Source organism: Klebsiella sp. FDAARGOS_511, assembly GCF_003812845.1.
GTDB lineage: Bacteria > Pseudomonadota > Gammaproteobacteria > Enterobacterales > Enterobacteriaceae > Klebsiella > Klebsiella grimontii.
Genome location: NZ_CP033824.1, coordinates 2,023,469 through 2,041,504 on the forward strand (window position 1 = coordinate 2,023,469; position 18,036 = coordinate 2,041,504).

Genomic DNA, 18,036 nt, shown 5'->3' on the forward strand with positions numbered 1-18,036 from the left:
TCGTATTCCGACTAAACGTGTTCTGAAATCAGTAAATTTGTGGGCCAATTCCGCGCCGTCGGCCGCTAAAAAAGAGAAAATAACCTTTTGATATCAATTCGCCCAATGTTTGCCCGAAAAATCACGCACTGGTTTGCCCGACGTTCGTTTCAGAACCGCATCTTCCTGTTGATCCTGTTTACCTCGACAATCGTGATGCTGGCGATGTCATGGTATCTCACCAGCATTACCGAGGAGCGCCTGCATTACCAGGTCGGACAGCGCGCGCTGATTCAGGCGATGCAGATCTCCGCTATGCCCGAACTGGTTGACGCGGTGGAGAAACATGATCTACCGCGCATTAAAGCACTTATCGACCCGATGCGTTCGTTTTCCGACGCTACCTATATCACCGTCGGCGACGCGAAAGGCCGGCGCCTGTATCACGTGAATCCAGAGGAGATCGGTAAATCGATGGAAGGCGGAGACAGCGACGAGGCGCTATATAACGCTAAAAGCTACGTGTCGGTGCGTAAAGGATCGCTCGGTTCTTCACTACGCGGCAAGTCGCCGATCCAGGACAGCACCGGGAAGGTGATCGGTATTGTATCGGTGGGCTACACCATCGAACAGTTAGAAAACTGGCTGAGTCTGCAAATCGGATCGCTGATGATCCCGATGGCGATCATGCTGCTTCTGCTGCTCTACTGCGCCCGGCGCTTCTCGCTCCACATTAAAAAACAGATGCTGAATATGGAACCCCAGCAGCTCTCACAGCTGCTTATCCAGCAGAGCGTCCTGTTTGAATCGGTCTTTGAGGGGCTGATAGCCATTGACTCCCACTACCGAATTACCGCCATCAATCAAACCGCAAGGAGGCTATTAAACCTGAGCCAGCCGGAAACCATTCTGATTGGCAAAAGCATCAGCAGCGTGATCTCTCAGGAGACATTCTTCTATGACGCGCCGCAGACCAATAAAAAAGACGAAATCGTCACCTTTAACCAGATTAAAGTGATCGCCAGCCGCATGGCCGTCACGCTCAATAGCGAGCCTCAGGGCTGGGTCATTAGCTTTCGCAGTAAAGACGATATCAACACCCTGAGCCTGCAGCTCAGCCAGGTTCAGCAGTACGCGGATAATCTGCGGGCCGTGCAGCACGAGCATCGCAATCTGATCTCCACCATAGCCGGGCTGCTGTTTTTAAAACGCTATGACAACGCGCTGGATCTTATTCAGCAGCAATCTGAAAGCCACCAGAAGGTGCTCGATTTTATTGCCCGTAATTTTAAAGTGAATCACCTTGCCGGGCTGCTGATCGGCAAGTATTACCGCGCCAAAGAGCTCGGAATAGAGCTGGTATTCGATCCCGCCTGCCACGTTGAGAGCTTACCCTCGTCGCTTTCGCATAATGAGTGGATCTCGATCGTCGGTAATTTGCTGGACAATGCCTACAACGCCACCTTGCGCCAGCCGACAGGTTCAAGGCAGATCGAATGCCTGATCAACAGCGAGGGCGACGAAGCGATTGTCGAGATCGCCGACCAGGGCTGTGGAATTGACGAATCGCTGCGCGATCGTATTTTTGAACGCGGCGTCACCAGCAGCGGCAGCGGCGATCACGGCATTGGACTCTGGCTGGTTCGCAGTTACGTTGAGCAGGCCGGCGGTAATATCGTCGTTGATAACAACATTCCTTTTGGCACCATTTTTACCCTTTATATCCCCCTGACCAGAGATGAACATCATGGATAGCATTACAACTCTCATCGTTGAAGACGAACCTATGCTGGCGGAAATCCTGGTGGATACGATCAAGCAATTTCCCCAGTTCGAAGTCATTGGTATTGCCGATAAACTGGAAAGCGCGAAAAAGCTGCTTCGCCTCTATCAGCCCCAGCTCACTCTGCTGGATAACTTCTTGCCCGATGGTAAAGGGCTCGATTTGATCCGCCACGCCGTCAACACACATTATCAAGGGCGCATCATTTTCATCACTGCCGATAACCATATGGATACCATCAGCGAAGCCCTGCGGATGGGCGTTTTTGATTACCTGATTAAACCGGTTCATTATCAGCGATTACAGCATACCCTGGAGCGTTTTGCCCGCTATCGCAGCTCTCTGCGCTCGAGCGAACAGGCAAGCCAAACCCATGTTGACGCCCTGTTCAACATCCAGGCAAAAGAGCATACGGAAGCCGCAGGCTCTCCGCTGCGCGGTATTGATGAGAGCACCTTTAACCGGGTATTACAGCTTTTCGCCGACCCGGAAACGGTCCATACCGCAGACACGCTCGCCCGTATTCTCGGCAGCAGTAAAACCACCGCCCGCCGATACCTTGAGCAGGGGGTTAAAAACGATTTTCTTGAAGCTGAAATCAGCTATGGCAAAGTCGGCAGACCGGAGCGGATTTATCACGGTAAACATCCTGCGCATATTTAAGTCCCAGGAGATGCCCTGTTCATCGCGCATCTCCTTTCATGCGCTTATTCCACGGTGTAGCTGACAATAATTTGGCCTTTTTTCATCTTCACCTGGTTAATGACGATTTTCCCCAGCTCGGACAGGCTGGCAACGTGCGTACCGCCGCAAGGATAGCTCTGCATATCGCCGAACCCAACCTGGCGCAGGCCATCGGCAAAAGCGACCTGAAGCGGTAAATTTTCTGCCTGCCAGGCGGCGACTTTTTCCAGCAGTGCGCTGGCTTCGGGCAGCCCACCGTTAGCCCCCACGGCAAAAATTATACGGCTTTCTCCCGGCCAGTGATGTCCTTTCATCGGCTGCCAGCCTGACTGCTCGCCGGCCTGGGCAAGCACGTGCCCGGCGGAGTGCAGGCGCGCGTGAAGCCGCCGGCTTTCGGCATCGATACGGATCGTGACCTCGCCTGGCGGCAGCGGCTGTGAAACGATATGCGCTACGCTATCGCCGCGCGAAACCACGCCTTCGACCGCCAGATCGGCAATCCAGCCGCGATCCGCCGGCTGCCCGCCACCCTGCGGGTGAAACAGCGTGCGGTCCAACTCAATGGCATAGCGGCCATCGGCTTCGCTCAGGCAGTTGACGACTCGCGCCAGGCATTCAGTGGCGTCGCTGGTGTAATAAAGGCGTTCAGTCATGGTTGTCCTCCTCTCTGTCAGGACAGTATATTGATATTACTGGTGGCGATAATCCCGCCTGACATCAATGCAATTTTGCTCTGGAAGCACGAATGAATCTGAGCCTACTGCCCGACCTCGCCCTGTTTGTGCAGATTGTCGAACAGGGCAGCTTTTCCGCCGTCGCGCGCCAGGCGGGCGCGACGCCTTCAGCTATCAGCCGCAGCGTTTCGCGCCTTGAACAGGAGATGGGCTGCAAGCTGCTGCACCGTACAACGCGCAAGCTGCGCCTCAGCGAGCCCGGTAAGACGGTGTATGAACATGCGCTGGAGATGCTGGAGTCGGCGCGTCTGGCTATCGATTCCGCCAGCAGTACCCAGGCGGTGGCGCAGGGCAAGCTCACGCTAAGCGTGCCGAAAGCCGTGGGCCGGTTTGCCATTCACCCGCTCATGCTGGAATTTTTTACCCGCTATCCACAGGTCGACGTCTGTCTGCGGCTCGAGGATCGGGTTCTCGATTTTATTGATGACGGTATTGACCTGGCGCTGCGTATCACCCCTACTCCCTCACCGGGGCTACACGGTAAGCCTTTGATGACCATCAGCCACGTCATCTGCGCGACGCCCGGCTACCTGGAGCAATATGGAAAGCCGCGAACGCCGCAGGACCTGCGCGATCATAGCTGTATCAGCCTTGGCGAAACGCCCGCCGATGCGCGCTGGAAGTTCCGCCGAGGGGGGAAAACGGAGACGATCCAGACCCACGGCCGCTACGCCGCCAACCACACCGCCGTACGCCTCGATGCCGTGAAGCAGAATCTGGGGATCGGTAGCCTGCCGCTGTTTACCGCCCGTGAGGCGCTGGCGCGCGGCGAGATTGTGCAGGTTTTACCGGAGTGGGAGTTTATCAGCAGCTATTCCGGCCAGCTGTGGCTACTGTGGTCGGGCAATAAGCATATGCCCGCCAGAATGCGGGCGATGATTGATTATCTTAGCGAGAAGATGCAGCCGGCTTCAGGCAGCACAGCCATAGTGCGACGATCAAAAACCATGGAATAATAAGGCACAGGGCGAACCACCATCCTGAACGACCGATATCGTGCATCCTGCGACAGCCAACGGCCAGCAGCGGGACAATCATCAGCAGTAACAGAATACCGCTGAGCGGCACAGCGAAAAAAATGAACATGCCGTACTCAGAGTTATGCTGCACCGCCAAAAACCAGGTCGCCAGCGGCAAGGCAAGAATCAACAGGTTGATGAGCAAAAAAGACCAAAACTCCTGCCTGCTGGCCACTCCGCTAAAATCGAGGCCCTTTTTCCATCCGTTAAAATACGCTTGTCCATTCGTCATTTTTCTCTCCCTGTTCATAGCCCAATCCAGTATTGGCTGCGTACCGGAGAGATTACGCCAGAATAACCCATCGTGCGATAGCGTAAAGCAGCAAGAATTTTGAACGTGAGTTATTTTATCTCGACTATAAATAAAGCGGGGATGATATATCATCCCCGCTTATTCATCTTGACGATGAATATCATTTAATATTGGTGGGTTGTTAAGTGTAATTTATTATAATTAATTAAGCTCCCCGCTTTAATAATCTCCCGCTCTGATGCGGTTAATCCCTCCATATAAAGCGAGATCTCTTTGACGGGATGCTGAGGGCTAATCACGAAGGCGGTAATCTGGCTCAGATCGCTTTCCAAAGCTGACTTGATTCCCGGGATATAGATAAAGTCGCCCACTTCAAACTCCGGCAGCGCCTCCATCTGCAGCGGCAACATCCCCCAGTTGATAACGTTTGAACGATAGCGCTTGGTCGCATACTGCTGGGCAATATTCGCCAGGCCGCCAAGGACTCGCTGGCAGCTGGCAGCCTGCTCGCGCGCGGAGCCATCGCCGGGTTTAACCGCATACACCATACTGCCTATCTCCGTCTGCTCGAGGGTGACATTTTCCTGTCCCGGCAGTTGCCGGATCCGAGAAAAAACCGCCTCAAGCTCCGGCTCCAGACGGCAAGGGTTGTCGCCTGTCATCCGCAGTGTTTCCAGAGCGGCAATCTTCTTACTGCGGCCAACGTAGCCCGGATCGCGTCGTGAAAGGGTAAACTCGGCCAGCCCTAAAGGATTGGAGCGGAATGATGAGGTTTCTCCGGATGGAATTAGTTCATCGGTGGTGGTCACCGGATCCATTATCTTTGAGGTCACGTTTAACAGAATATTTTCCGTTAGCGCACTCATCTCCGGCCAGTCTTTAATATTCGGACCATAAATCAGCGATTGTTGCGTCGCCCCCTTAATAAAGCCTTGATAAACGCGATTTTTATAAGGCGAAGCATCAAATTCATACTGCGGAATGTTTTCCCAGCAATCGAGTTCGCAAGCCGATGTCAGCACGCCCCCATTGGCTGCCGTCGCCGCAATGGAGCGGGCATCCATCAGCGCGACAGCCGACATTTGCCCATTCCCCGGTTTTGATCCTTCCCGGTTTGGAAAATTACGCGTCGTGTGGCGAATGCTTAATCCGTTATGCATGGGCGTATCGCCTGCGCCAAAACAGGGTCCACAAAATGCGGTGCGCATAATCGCGCCGGCGCTCAACAGCGCGCTGGTCATGCCTTTTTTAGTCAGGTCCATCAATACCGGTTGGGAGGAGGGATATATCGACAGAGAGAAAGCGTTGTCACCACAGGAGTGGTTTTTTAAGGCATGCGCCGCTTCGACCACGTTAACATAGTTTCCGCCGGCGCAACCGGCGATGATCCCTTGCTGAATCCGCAGCTTACCATTTTCGATTTTATCCCGCAGGGTGAGCGCTGCGCGTCCTTGGGAAATTTTATCGGCCGCCGTTTCGACCTCATGCAAAATATCCTGCAAATTGTCATTAAGCGTATCAATTTCGTAGACGTTGGCGGGATGAAAGGGCAAGGCGATCATCGGCTTGATACTACTTAAGTCCACCTCTATGCAGCCATCATAGTATGCCATCTCTTTCGCTGAGAGCGGACAATAGTCCTGCTCCCTGCCATGAATACGTAAGTAGTGTTTGGTCTCTTCATCGGTTTGCCAGATAGACGATAGACACGTGGTCTCTGTTGTCATCACATCCACGCTATTTCTGAAGTCGGTAGACATCGTCGCCACGCCCGGGCCAACAAATTCCATAATTTTATTTTTCACGTAACCGCGCTCGAACACCGCGCCAATTATCGCCAGGGCAATATCCTGAGGGCCAACGCCGGGCGAAGGTTTACCCGTCAGATACACCGCAACCACCTCTGGATAATCAATATCCCAGGTCTCACCCAGCAGCTGTTTAACTAACTCTCCGCCCCCCTCGCCAACCGCCATCGTTCCCAGCGCGCCATACCGGGTATGGCTGTCTGAGCCCAGTATCATTTTCCCGCCGCCGGCCATCATCTCACGCATATATTGATGAATAACGGAAATATGGGGCGGGACATAAATGCCGCCATATTTTTGCGCTGATGACAAACCAAATATATGGTCATCGCTATTGATCGTGCCGCCGACTGCGCAAAGCGAGTTATGACAATTCGTTAAAACATATGGTAATGGAAAACGCTCCATTCCTGATGCCTTAGCGGTCTGGATGATGCCCACAAAAGTAATATCGTGGGAAGCCATCGAATCAAACTTAATTTTTAACTTACGATCATTCCCTGACGTATTATGTGCGGAGAGAATCGACCACGAGATCGTTCTCTTGCGCGCCTCCTCCTTCTCCTCTACCGCGGCTGAGTGATTATCAGCACAAATAATACCATGCTGATGCGAGATATAGACTCCATGGTCATATAATTTAATCATGACATATATCCTTAGATGTAGAAAAAATCACGCCTGAACGATTAGCCCTACTTATTTTAAAAAATCGCTGACCGCAATTAATAAAATGGAAAGAAAATGGGCAGCAAGATAAAGCTCACAATTACCGATATCAACATAAGCGGCAAGCCAACTTTTACATAGTCGACAAACTTATATCCGCCGGCGGAAAAAATCATCATATTGGCAGGCGTTCCCACTGGCGTCGCATAAGCGCATGAACAGCCGATAACAATCGCCATTAACACCGCCCGAGGATCGGCGCCCATCGAATGGGCAATAGACAGGCCAATCGGCATTAATAAAGCCGCCGTTGCCGTATTCGACATAAAATTGGTTAAAATACAGGAGATGATTAATACGGCGCTTAAAAGTAAGAAAGGCGAGGCCTGGTCCCCGAGCAAATCTATTATTGAGCGCGCCATGATCGCCCCAGCACCGGTGGTTTCCAGCGCCTTTGCTAATGCCAGAGTGCCGCCGAACAGGAAAATCGTTTGCGAGTCGATGGCCTGGTAGGCCTGTTTTTCAGTAATCACCCGGGTAATAACCAACGATAAAGCACCAATCGAACCAATAATCGCAATCGGTATACCAATGCTCTTTTCGAAGATCATGCCCAATACCGTCGCGATCAATACCGCCAGCGCAATCACCTGCTTGTACGTCGGGCAATCGACCGTCCTGATGCTTTCAACGCCGTGCTTCTGGAGCGTATTTTTGTCGGGTAATATCCGGTAGCCGATAGTCACAAAATAGAGAATACCGCAGGCTAACATGGGAATACCTAACTTAGCATATTCAAAAAAGCTAAAACTTTGGCCAACCTGTTCCAGCGCCGATTGCGCGATCAGGTTGCCGGGTGAACCGATCAGCGAAAGATTTCCGCCCAACGCAGAGGCACACGCCAGTGGCATAAGCAGTCGAGAGCGGGCGTACCCTGATTTTATCGCTGCGCCTATCACCACAGGAATTAAAACCGCCGCCGTGCCGGTATTGGACAATACTCCAGAAAGGATCCCACAGACTAACATAATGATGACAATGAGCTGCTTTTCGCTCCGCGCATAACGCGTCACAATACCGCCAATCTTATCCGTTACGCCGGTTTCAAATAAGGCTCCGCCAACCACAAACATTGCCACAAACAAAATGACATTTTGATTAATAAAACCGGAAAATGCCGTTTGCACATCAAAAACGCCGGTAACCACCAAGGTAATACAAACAATCATGGCCGTTACAGCCAAAGGGATTTTTTCCCACACAAACATTACTACAGAAAAAACCAATAGCGACAATGTAATCGTAACTGGAGACATAAATATATCACACCTCACCTTATCAAAGGCCATATAATCATATTTAAAATCAGGTAACTTCACCCACACTTAAACGCTCAAATAAAACAACAGAAAAGCCCCATGCCGCTCTGAATAATAAATCTTGCCCATGGGCATCCTGCGATGCCCAGGTAATCCATCATTTTCTCAAAAATAGTTTAAATTACCTTCCAGGCGATTAATATTTCCCACCACCATACCCCTAGCGTGATTTGCAGGAGGAAAGTAAGTAACGCTAATATTCCACCGATAATCCACCATGATTTAATATCATTATAGCCAACGCCAAAAATAACTGGCCCTGCAGCCCCGCCGTAGTGGGTTACCATGCCACCATAAGAGTTGCTGAAGAGTAAGGCCAGCGCGGTTAGCATGACCGGCGCGCCAGAAACATTCGCCAGCATGGCAAAGACCGGTACCATGGCGACAATATAAGCGCTACCCGACGCAAAGAAGTAACGAACTAAAATGCTTAAGGCAACAATAACGATGAAAGCAACATTACCATGACCGTTAAATGAAATATTATTTTTTAATAATTCAGCCAGCCATAAGAAAAAGCCAACTTTAGAGAGCAGGGAACTTAAACCAATAATACCACCGTACCATATGAGCGTATTCCACCCCCCCTTATTCTTAATCACGTCATCCCAGGTCACGATTTTCAATACCAGCATCAGCGCCATTACACAGATTGCAACAGTAGACTCATTGACCCCCAGGGCGCTGCTGAATACCCAACCGCCGAGCGCAAGAACAAAGAGGCAAGACAGCATCTTTTCCCGCACCGTCATGGGCCCCAAAGCGTCTATGCCTGTCTGAGCGATCTTTTTATTATCAACTCGCTTTAATTCTGGCGGATATAGCTTGTAGGTAATCAGCGGCGTCAGCAGCAACATAATGATGCCAGGTAGTCCAGCGGCCAGCGCCCATCCTCCCCAGCTCAATTTTATGTGGCAAATATCTTCGATCATTTTCAGCGCAAGGATATTCCCGGCCATAGCGGTGAAGAACATGTAGCTGGTCGTTTTAGTGACCATATAGATGTTCAGCATGAGGTAATGGCCCACGCGCTTCGCGCTCCTCTCCGGCTCTGACCCTAAGGCGACGGCGACACTATTGATTATGGGTAAGACGATGCCGCCGGCACGGGCCGTATTCGACGGCGTGGCGGGCGCCAGAATCAGGTCAAGAAAAGCGGTAACATAGCCCAGGCCCAACGTCGTACTACCAATTTTGCCGATCAGAATATACGCAATTCTTTTACCCAATCCGGTAATGACAAATGCCGCGCTCAGAGTAAATGCAGAAAACACCAACCAGGTGGTACCTGATGAATATCCGCTTAACACGCTGGCCGCTTTTATCGAACCGTCGCCTAAATTTCCCACGACCACCATTGATGCGGCTACCGCGATCAGGAGGACCACGGGCTCAGCAAAGGGTTTAATGACTAACCCGACGATCGCTGCCAGATAGATACCGGATAATACCCAGGCAAGTTTTGATAACCCTTCTGGCGCTGGGAATAAACTGATGAGTAACGGTATTGCTATTATAACAAGCAGCTTCCATAATTTATTCTTTTGCATTTCCATTCTTTCCCTGTAATCAATATTTAAGGATGCTGGTGAAACGTATTCACATCACTCCCCTCCCCGATTCCGGGTATTTTTATAGATACTAAGACAGTGGGTATTTATTCGGGAATGTAAACCGTTCCTGAAAGGATCTTCCGCGCGGTGCGAATAACCGATGCGCGGATATTTTCTGGGCGTTCAGCAGTCTGACTTAAGTCGACTTCAATACCGCCGCTGGGATGTTCGACTTTAATGATTCCGTCGCCTGATAGATTCGTCAGTTCATTAGCAATGGTTTCCGGAATAATACATGCGCTTGCCAGACCGATAGCACCGGTAATCGCCAGCGATTTATGGCAATTATGCGGCATAAAATAGCGTACGTTTATACTTCCGCCACTTAGCGCAGGAGAAATCAGAACCGGTTTAGGGATAACCATATTAGTTACATCCCCAAACCCCATCGCCTTGCCAGCCTGGATACGAATAGATTCAAGCGATTTTAATAACGCGCTATCCCGATCTAATTCACTTGCAGATTCATATCCGGTTTTGCCCAGACTCTGAGCCGGGATCACCACCATGGGCATCGCCATATCAATACAGGTCACTCGCACATTATCGAATACGTCCATGCGATTACCTGTCGGGAAAAGGCGTCCGGATTTTGCCCCCGCCGCATTCAAAAAAGTCAATGCCACCGGCGCAGCGCGGCCCGGAACGCCATCGATTTGGCTATCCCCTTCATAGATAACCTTTCCTTCAGGTGTTTGAACGTCAGCATCAATAAAAGTATTGGTGTTTACGTTTCTTATACGCACTCGCGTAACCGGAGACGCCGCCTCAACTAACCCATGCTCAATCGCAAAGCCGCCTACCGCACACAGCATATTGCCGCAGTTTGGCGTCGTATCCACCCGCCGTTCATTGACGATGACCTGAACAAACAGATAATCGATATCCGCTTCTTCGCTAAGCGATTGACTGATAATCGCCACCTTACTGGTTTGTGGGCTCCCTCCGCCAATGCCGTCAATTTCCAGCTCATGACCCGAGCCCATGATCGCTAATAAGCAGTCATCACGTTGCTGAATATCCTTGGGTAAATCATCTGCTAATAAAAAGGCACCTTTCGATGTCCCGCCACGCATTAATACACAGGGAATGCTCTTCATAGCATGTTCCTTATTCGCTAAGAAATAGAAGAATGGTGTAAAACGGCTTCGTGAATTTAATTGGTTTTATGTTTTTTAAGATTTTTATTTACTTAATTAACGGCCAAAACAATCACCTCAGGCATTTTACAAATTCATTCTACTTGCAAGAATTTCACCGGTTGATAAAATTTTGCCATAAGAGTTATTCCTGCTGAGCATTAATTAAAAAATACTCCCGCTTAATAATGACTTGTCATCTACTTAGAGAAACGCTTATTAAACCCTACGGAGCAATAATGAAAAATGAACTATCCGGTATGAAAGCCTTTGTCACGGTTGCGGAGCTTGGCTCATTTAGTAAAGCAGCCGAGCAGCTCAATCTCACGCAACCCGCGCTGACCAAAAAAATAAAAAAAATAGAGGGTAATCTGAACATTGCGCTGTTCGAACGAACCACGCGAAAAATTGCGCTTACTCAGGCCGGAAAAATGCTTCTCCCAAAGGCCAAAGCGTTGATTGCCAGCCTTGATGCGGCAATATTTAACCTCAACGATTTAACGTCTCAAATACATGATACGGTGACGCTATCTTGCATTCCGACCGCCGTATTTTACTTTTTACCGCGTGCTATCGTGCAATTTAATCAAAGCTATCCCAACATCAAAGTACGAATTTATGAACAAGGTATAGAAACGTGCATGAACTCAGTACGCAAAGGCGATGTTGATTTTGGAATAAATATGAACTTCATCACATATCCAGACATCGATTTTATCCCTCTGGTGAATGAACCCTTCGTTCTGGCGTGTCGGCAAGACCATCCGCTGGCGGGGAGACAATTAGTCGAGTGGCGTGAACTGGTGAGCCAAACCTTAATCGGCGTCAGGAAATCAAGCGGCAACAGACAGTTAATCGAGAAATGCCTGGCGGATAAGCCCTGGCGACTGGATTGGTTTTATGAAGTCCGACACTTGTCGACCTCGCTCGGTCTTGTCGAAGCCGGGCTGGGCGTCTCAGCGCTCCCCTGTCTGGCGTTGCCCCATAGCGGCAACAGCACCGTCGTGAGCGTTCCGCTTGTCGAGCCGGTGATCCGGCGCACGCTTGGTATGATCCGCGTAAAGAACCGGCCCCTTTCCGCGGCGGCAGAACGATTAGCGTCGCTACTACTGCTGATGTGGACCGATGAAGCGGGCACGTTATGGCGCAACGTCGTCGACCCCATTCAAAACACCTGAGCACCATGCCCGGCCGCTTTATTACCGGGCTAGGGCGCCAACGCAATCACCTCGGCCGCCCAGCGCTGAAATCCTTCGACATCCAGCCCCAGCGCCACCTGCGCATTTGCCGGTTGGCCAAGTTTACCTTCGATATCCACCACCGTGGAGCCTGAAGTCCATGTACCCTGGGTTTCTACCGCCACGAAGCACGGTGCAAGGGTAAAAAGCTGCGGGCGAACCAGCCACGCAATCGCGCACAGGTCGTGCATACGCAGACCGCTGCTCATGCTGCCGCTACGGTAGTGGCTAAACAGCGCGTGCAGCATTTTCCCGGTCTGATTCAACGTCGGCAGAGTGGCGAGATAATCCGGCGCCAGCATCGCCTGATTAGTGACGTCCAGCCCGCACATGACGATATCCAACCCGCTGTTGAACACTTTAGCCGCCGCTTCCGGGTCGATGGCGATGTTAAATTCCGCGTTCGGCGTAAAATTGCCGCGCCCGGCAGAGCCGCCCATGATCACCAGGCGACGGATATTAAAGTGGCATTCTGGGTACTGGGTCAGCAGTAGCGCAATATTGGTTAGCGGGCCGATCGCCACCAGGGTCATCGGCTCCGGGGCGTGCATCAGCGCGTCGCGGATCGCCTGAAACGCCGGTTTCGCCAGCGGCTGGCGGTGATGTTCAACGAAATCGTAGCCTTCCATCCCGGACTCGCCGTGCACCGAGGCGGCGTCGCGCAGAGGGCGAACCAGCGGCATCGACGCGCCCTGGGCCAGGGGAACATCGGCGTTCCAGAAATGCAGAAGCTGAAGGGCGTTGCGGGTCGTTTTCTCCACCGACACGTTGCCCGCTACCGTGGTCATCAGCTGCAGATCAAGCTCGGGGGCGAATAGCGCGGCGGCAATCGCCGCGGCATCATCAATGCCGGGATCGGTATCCAGAATGATAGGTAAGCGCATCGTTTCTCCATAAAAAATGCCAGACGTTAAGTCTGGCATCTTCTCATACTGCAGCGGAAAAGAACTTACTCTACTTCACGGACATCTACGCGCAGCTCTTTCGGCACCTCGAAAACAATGTTCTCTTCGCGGCCTTCCAGCGGCACCGCATCGCCACCGCCCAGCTCCTGTAAACGCGAAATCACGTTCTGTACCAGGATATCCGGCGCCGATGCGCCCGCGGTCACGCCGACGCAGCCCGCTTCTTTCACCCAGGCTTCCTGGATATCGGTCGCGTCGTCAATCAGATAGGCCGCTTTTCCCATCCGCTGGGCCAGCTCGGCAAGGCGGTTTGAGTTCGAGGAGTTCTTCGACCCCACCACCAGCACCACATCGGCCTGCCCGGCCAGCGCGCGGACGGCTTCCTGACGGTTAGTCGTGGCGTAGCAGATATCATCTTTACGCGGCCCGACGATTTTCGGGAAACGCTCGCGCAGAGCGTCAATCACGTCGGAGGTATCGTCGACGGAGAGCGTCGTCTGGGTCATAAACGACAGTTTAGCGTCGTTTTTCACGTCCAGCGTCCAGACATCGTCCGGCGATTCCACCAGGTACATTCCCCCCAGCGGGTTGCTGTACTGGCCCATGGTGCCTTCGACTTCCGGGTGACCAGCGTGGCCAATCAAAATGGATTCTTCGCCGCGACGGCTGGCGCGGGCGACTTCCATATGCACTTTGGTGACCAGAGGACAGGTGGCGTCAAACACCGTCAGATCGCGGCTTTTCGCCTCGTTGCGAACGGCCTGAGAGACGCCGTGGGCGGAGAAGATCAGGATTGCGCCGTCCGGCACTTCGCTAATCTGCTCGATAAAAATCGCACCGCGTTGACGCAGGCTGTCGACAACATAACGGTTGTGCACGACTTCATGACGCACGTAGATCGGCGCGCCGTATAGCGTCAGCGCGTTTTCAACAATGCTGATAGCGCGGTCAACGCCTGCGCAGAAGCCGCGCGGGTTAGCCAACAGAATCTGCATCTTACCCCTCCAGCGCCGGATCGATCTCCAGCACGTCAACATCAAAATGAACGGTACGCCCAGCCAGCGGGTGGTTGAAATCAACGGTGATCGAATCGCCGTTCACTTCGCGGATCACGCCGGGCATTTCGCTGCCATCCATTGCGGTAAAGAGCATAATCGCGCCGACTTCCGGCTCGCCCGCGTCGATAAATTCCCGGCGCGAGAAGTATTGGATCAGGTCCGGGCTCGGTACGCCAAATGCAGCGTCCGGCTCCAGCGAAAAGGTGGTTTTATCCCCTTCTTTCAGCCCCAGCAGATGCTGTTCCAGGCCTTCAGAAAGCGAGGTATCGCCCAGGCGAAAGAGCGCGGGTTTACCGTTATTGCGGGTTGACTCTGCGGTGGAGCCGTCGTCGAGCTTTAAGGTGAAGTGCACCAGCACCGCACTGTTGCTCTGTACTGATTTAGACATGCAGGTTGCTCACTTGTTTTACCCGGCGGCGGTGGCGCCGCCGGGCGAGTTTTGTTACGCCTGTTTCTTCGCAGCCGCGTTCGGTAAGAAGCCTTCCAGCACGATCAGCGCCGCGCCGATACAGATAGCGGTATCGGCGAGGTTGAAGGTGGCGAAGTGCCAGTTCCCGACGTAGAAATCGATCATATCGACGACAAAACCATGCCACAGCCTGTCGAATAAATTCCCCAGCGCGCCGCCAATAATCAGCGCATAGGCAATGTTATTCAGCTTCTGCGTCGCCTTAGAACGATACATCAACACCGCGAGGATCACGCAGATACCGATAGCGATACCGGCGAAGAACCAGCGCTGCCAGCCGCCGCTGTCGGCAAGGAAGCTAAAAGCCGCGCCATAGTTGCGCGCATAGTGCAGATTAAGCGATGGGAACAGCGATACCGTATCCCCCAGAGCAAAGTTCTGGAGGATCAGGAATTTACTGCCTAAATCGATAATCAGCACGGCTACGACGACCCACAGCCAGCGTAGCCCCGTTGAACAAATCGGTTTACTCATCAGGCAAACTTACGTTTTTCGCCGTCACCGGCGATGTTGCTGACACAGCGTCCGCAGATATCCGCGTGTTCCGCCACCTTGCCGATATCCGTGGTGTAATGCCAGCAGCGCGGGCACTTGTCACCTTCGGCTTTGCTCAGCACGACTTTCAGGCCTTTCAGCAGCTCACTCTGCCAGGCGTCGGCCGGAGCCTGCGCATAATCGGCAACTTTCGCCCCTGAGGTCAACAGGACAAATCGTAATTCATCGCCCAGCGCGTTCAGCTTCGCCGCCAGATCGGCATCGGCGTAGAGCGTCACAGCCGCCTCCAGCGAGCCGCCAACCTGCTTATCCGTACGCGCCTGCTCAATGACCTTATTGACTTCGCCACGCACCTTCAGCAGCGCGTCCCAGAAGCCGTCGTTCATCGCTTCGTCCGCGTCCAGGCCAAACAGGCCGGTATACCATTCGCCGGTAAAGACGTATTTCTCGCGGTCGCCCGGCAGGTAACCCCAGATTTCGTCAGCGGTAAAAGACATGATCGGCGCCATCCAGCGCACCAGCGCTTCGGCAATATGGTACAGCGCGGTCTGGCAGCTACGACGCGCGATGCTGTCCGCCTTGGTGGTGTACTGGCGATCTTTAATGATATCGAGCCAGAACGAACCCATTTCGATGGAGCAGAAGCGCATCAGGCGCTGCACCACTTCGTGGAAATCGTAAGATTCGTAGGCTTTGACGATATCGTCCTGCGCTGCTTGCGCACAGCCTACGGCCCAGCGGTCCAGCACGACCATCTCTTCCGGTTTCACCATGTCTTTTGCCGGGTCGAAGCCGTTGAGGTTCGCCAGCAGGAAGCGCGCGGTGTTACGGATACGACGATAGCTGTCGGCGGCGCGTTTGAGGATCTCGTCGGAGACGGCCATCTCGCCGGTGTAGTCGGTGGAAGCCACCCACAGGCGCAGAATATCCGCCCCCAGCTTGTTCATCACGTCCTGCGGAGAAACGGTGTTGCCGATGGATTTGGACATCTTGCGGCCCTGACCATCAACGGTAAAGCCGTGGGTCAGTACCTGGCGATAAGGCGCTTTGCCCTTCATCGCGGTAGAGATCATCAGGGATGACATGAACCAGCCGCGGTGCTGGTCGGAACCTTCCAGATACATATCGGCGGCGTGACCGGTAAATTCCGGACGCACGTCAACAACGGAGGAGTGGGTCGACCCGGAGTCAAACCACACGTCCAGCGTATCCGGCACCTTCTCGTAGCTATCCGCGTCGGCGCCGAGGATATCGCGGGAATCGAGATCCCACCACGCCTGGATGCCGTCGACTTCTACGCGTTTAGCGACTTCTTCCATCAGCTCCAGCGTACGCGGGTGCAGCTCTTGCGTCTCTTTATGCACGAACAGCGACATCGGTACGCCCCAGGTGCGCTGACGGGAGATACACCAGTCAGGACGGTTGGCGACCATCGATTCGATACGCGCCTGGCCCCAGTCCGGGATCCACTGCACGCCTTTGATTTCGGAAAGCGACTGCGCGCGCAGGCCTTTTTGATCCATGCTCACGAACCACTGCGGCGTGGCGCGGAAGATGATTGGCGTTTTGTGGCGCCAGCAGCACGGGTAGCTGTGCTGCATTTTTTCAACGTGCAGCAGCGCGCCTTTTTCTGACAACAGCGCAACGACAACCTCGTTGGCTTTGAAGACGTTTACGCCGTCCAGCGTCGGGTAAGTTCCCGGCAGATAGGCGCCGTCCGGGCCAACCGGGTTAGCGACTTCCAGACCATATTTTTGACCGATGACATAGTCATCCGGGCCGTGGCCTGGCGCGGTATGTACCGCACCGGTACCCGCGTCCAGCGTGACGTGATCGCCCAGGATCGCCGGGACGTCGAAATCGAGGAACGGATGCTTAAAGCGCATCAGCTCCAGCTCGGCACCGTTCACCACCGCCAGGATGGTGTAATCAGCAATGCCGGCGCGCTTCATCACGCTTTCGACCAGGTCTTTCGCCAGGATCAGCGCCTGACCGGCAACCTGCACCAGCGCGTAGTCAAACGCCGGGGAGAGGGAGATGGCGCGGTTCGCCGGCAGGGTCCACGGGGTGGTGGTCCAGATAACCAGAGAAACCGGGCCGTTAACGTCCGCCACACCGAATTTCGCTAGCACCGCCGCTTTATCGGTCGCGTGGAACGCCACGTCGATGGACGGGGAGGTTTTGTCGTAATACTCAACTTCCGCTTCCGCCAGCGCTGAGCGGCAGTCTACACACCAGTGCACCGGCTTAGCGCCTTTGTGCAGGTGGCCGTTGCCGATGATTTTACCCAGCGCGCGGATGATGTTGGCTTCGGTTTTGAAATCCATGGTCAGGTACGGGTGCGACCAGTCGCCGAGCACGCCCAGACGGATAAAGTCTTTACGCTGTCCATCAACCTGGGTGGCGGCGTATTCGCGGCACTTGGCGCGGAACTCGGCAGCGGTGAATTTCTCGCCCGGCTTGCCGTACTCCTGCTCCACTTTCAGCTCGATCGGCAGACCATGACAGTCCCAGCCCGGTACGTACGGAGAGTCATAGCCCGCCAGCCCTTTGGACTTAACGATAATGTCTTTCAGAATCTTGTTAACCGAGTGACCAATATGAATGCTGCCATTCGCATAAGGAGGGCCATCATGCAGAATGAAGGTTTTTTTGCCTTTTTTGGCTGCACGAATGATGCCGTACAGGTCATCATCGGTCCAACGCGCCAGCATTCCCGGTTCACGCTTGGCGAGGTCGCCGCGCATCGGGAACCCTGTTTCCGGCAAATTCAGGGTCGATTTATAGTCACTCATCAGATTCTCGGTTCCG

General features: G+C 53.2%; 15 protein-coding genes. 4 read left to right on the plus strand and 11 right to left on the minus strand.

Going from position 1 to position 18,036, the window contains the following annotated elements:
* The first annotated feature begins 105 nt into the window (after positions 1–105).
* The gene (locus tag EGY08_RS10685) at positions 106–1,734 is read left to right on the plus strand and encodes an ATP-binding protein (protein WP_004128802.1); all 1,629 of its coding nucleotides are present in this window, start codon (positions 106–108) and stop codon (positions 1,732–1,734) included.
* A complete protein-coding gene (locus EGY08_RS10690) occupies positions 1,727–2,425 on the plus strand; it encodes a response regulator (protein ID WP_004128800.1) in 699 nt (232 codons plus the stop codon). Before EGY08_RS10685 ends, EGY08_RS10690 begins: the two co-directional genes overlap by 8 nt.
* Positions 2,426–2,469: 44 nt before the next feature.
* Here the strand turns inward: EGY08_RS10690 and EGY08_RS10695 are convergent, their stop codons facing one another.
* Positions 2,470–3,099, minus strand: coding sequence for a hypothetical protein (locus EGY08_RS10695; RefSeq protein ID WP_004128797.1), 630 nt, complete (start codon positions 3,097–3,099; stop codon positions 2,470–2,472).
* 92 nt (positions 3,100–3,191) lie between these two features.
* Here EGY08_RS10695 and EGY08_RS10700 point away from each other — a divergent pair, with 92 nt between their 5' ends.
* Positions 3,192–4,136, plus strand: coding sequence for a LysR family transcriptional regulator (locus EGY08_RS10700; protein ID WP_049123170.1), 945 nt, complete (start codon positions 3,192–3,194; stop codon positions 4,134–4,136).
* On the opposite strand, the gene EGY08_RS10705 is transcribed toward EGY08_RS10700, so the two are convergent.
* The 5 genes from EGY08_RS10705 to EGY08_RS10725 form a co-directional block, all read right to left on the minus strand.
* Positions 4,069–4,431 carry a DUF805 domain-containing protein gene (locus tag EGY08_RS10705; RefSeq protein ID WP_117077311.1) on the minus strand — a complete coding sequence of 121 codons (363 nt, stop codon included), beginning with the start codon at positions 4,429–4,431 and terminating at the stop codon, positions 4,069–4,071. The genes EGY08_RS10700 and EGY08_RS10705 overlap by 68 nt on opposite strands.
* 185 nt (positions 4,432–4,616) lie before the next feature.
* A complete protein-coding gene (locus tag EGY08_RS10710; RefSeq protein ID WP_123828476.1) occupies positions 4,617–6,908 on the minus strand; it encodes a hydratase in 2,292 nt (763 codons plus the stop codon).
* Between the two features lie 77 nt (positions 6,909–6,985).
* Positions 6,986–8,245, minus strand: coding sequence for an SLC13 family permease (locus EGY08_RS10715; protein WP_032742247.1), 1,260 nt, complete (start codon positions 8,243–8,245; stop codon positions 6,986–6,988).
* A 179-nt stretch (positions 8,246–8,424) separates the two neighbouring features.
* Positions 8,425–9,858, minus strand: a complete 1,434-nt coding sequence (locus EGY08_RS10720) for an anion permease (RefSeq protein ID WP_032742245.1) — start codon at positions 9,856–9,858, stop codon at positions 8,425–8,427.
* 107 nt (positions 9,859–9,965) lie between these two features.
* The gene (locus EGY08_RS10725; protein ID WP_004128782.1) at positions 9,966–11,021 is read right to left on the minus strand and encodes a 4-oxalomesaconate tautomerase; all 1,056 of its coding nucleotides are present in this window, start codon (positions 11,019–11,021) and stop codon (positions 9,966–9,968) included.
* Positions 11,022–11,299: 278 nt separating this feature from the next.
* On the opposite strand from EGY08_RS10725, the gene EGY08_RS10730 reads away from it, so the two are divergent.
* Positions 11,300–12,238 carry a LysR family transcriptional regulator gene (locus tag EGY08_RS10730; protein ID WP_123828477.1) on the plus strand — a complete coding sequence of 313 codons (939 nt, stop codon included), beginning with the start codon at positions 11,300–11,302 and terminating at the stop codon, positions 12,236–12,238.
* A 29-nt stretch (positions 12,239–12,267) separates the two neighbouring features.
* Here EGY08_RS10730 and rihC read toward each other — a convergent pair whose 3' ends face one another.
* The 5 genes from rihC to ileS all read right to left on the minus strand — a co-directional run bounded on the left by rihC (position 12,268) and on the right by ileS (position 18,020).
* On the minus strand, positions 12,268–13,182 hold the full coding sequence (rihC, locus tag EGY08_RS10735) for a ribonucleoside hydrolase RihC (RefSeq protein ID WP_123828478.1): 915 nt from the start codon (positions 13,180–13,182) through the stop codon (positions 12,268–12,270).
* 65 nt (positions 13,183–13,247) lie between these two features.
* Positions 13,248–14,198, minus strand: coding sequence for a 4-hydroxy-3-methylbut-2-enyl diphosphate reductase (gene ispH, locus EGY08_RS10740; RefSeq protein ID WP_004128779.1), 951 nt, complete (start codon positions 14,196–14,198; stop codon positions 13,248–13,250).
* A gap of 1 nt (position 14,199) precedes the next feature.
* A complete protein-coding gene (fkpB, locus tag EGY08_RS10745) occupies positions 14,200–14,649 on the minus strand; it encodes an FKBP-type peptidyl-prolyl cis-trans isomerase (RefSeq protein ID WP_004128778.1) in 450 nt (149 codons plus the stop codon).
* 54 nt (positions 14,650–14,703) lie between these two features.
* Positions 14,704–15,204 (minus strand): signal peptidase II, encoded by a 501-nt coding sequence (lspA, locus tag EGY08_RS10750; RefSeq protein WP_004098485.1) that lies wholly within the window; start codon positions 15,202–15,204, stop codon positions 14,704–14,706.
* Entirely contained in the window at positions 15,204–18,020 is a 2,817-nt protein-coding gene (gene ileS, locus EGY08_RS10755) for an isoleucine--tRNA ligase (RefSeq protein ID WP_123828479.1), read from the minus strand. Before ileS ends, lspA begins: the two co-directional genes overlap by 1 nt.
* Positions 18,021–18,036: the final 16 nt, after the last annotated feature.

Coding starts and splice junctions, on each gene's coding strand:
- EGY08_RS10730 (WP_123828477.1), top strand. CDS start 11,300: ATGAAAAATGAACTATCCGGTATGAAAGCCTTTGTCACGGTTGCGGAG.
- lspA (WP_004098485.1), bottom strand. CDS start 15,204: ATGAGTAAACCGATTTGTTCAACGGGGCTACGCTGGCTGTGGGTCGTC.
- EGY08_RS10725 (WP_004128782.1), bottom strand. CDS start 11,021: ATGAAGAGCATTCCCTGTGTATTAATGCGTGGCGGGACATCGAAAGGT.
- EGY08_RS10705 (WP_117077311.1), bottom strand. CDS start 4,431: ATGACGAATGGACAAGCGTATTTTAACGGATGGAAAAAGGGCCTCGAT.
- EGY08_RS10695 (WP_004128797.1), bottom strand. CDS start 3,099: ATGACTGAACGCCTTTATTACACCAGCGACGCCACTGAATGCCTGGCG.
- EGY08_RS10700 (WP_049123170.1), top strand. CDS start 3,192: ATGAATCTGAGCCTACTGCCCGACCTCGCCCTGTTTGTGCAGATTGTC.
- EGY08_RS10690 (WP_004128800.1), top strand. CDS start 1,727: ATGGATAGCATTACAACTCTCATCGTTGAAGACGAACCTATGCTGGCG.
- EGY08_RS10720 (WP_032742245.1), bottom strand. CDS start 9,858: ATGCAAAAGAATAAATTATGGAAGCTGCTTGTTATAATAGCAATACCG.
- fkpB (WP_004128778.1), bottom strand. CDS start 14,649: ATGTCTAAATCAGTACAGAGCAACAGTGCGGTGCTGGTGCACTTCACC.
- ileS (WP_123828479.1), bottom strand. CDS start 18,020: ATGAGTGACTATAAATCGACCCTGAATTTGCCGGAAACAGGGTTCCCG.
- EGY08_RS10710 (WP_123828476.1), bottom strand. CDS start 6,908: ATGATTAAATTATATGACCATGGAGTCTATATCTCGCATCAGCATGGT.
- EGY08_RS10715 (WP_032742247.1), bottom strand. CDS start 8,245: ATGTCTCCAGTTACGATTACATTGTCGCTATTGGTTTTTTCTGTAGTA.
- rihC (WP_123828478.1), bottom strand. CDS start 13,182: ATGCGCTTACCTATCATTCTGGATACCGATCCCGGCATTGATGATGCC.
- ispH (WP_004128779.1), bottom strand. CDS start 14,198: ATGCAGATTCTGTTGGCTAACCCGCGCGGCTTCTGCGCAGGCGTTGAC.
- EGY08_RS10685 (WP_004128802.1), top strand. CDS start 106: ATGTTTGCCCGAAAAATCACGCACTGGTTTGCCCGACGTTCGTTTCAG.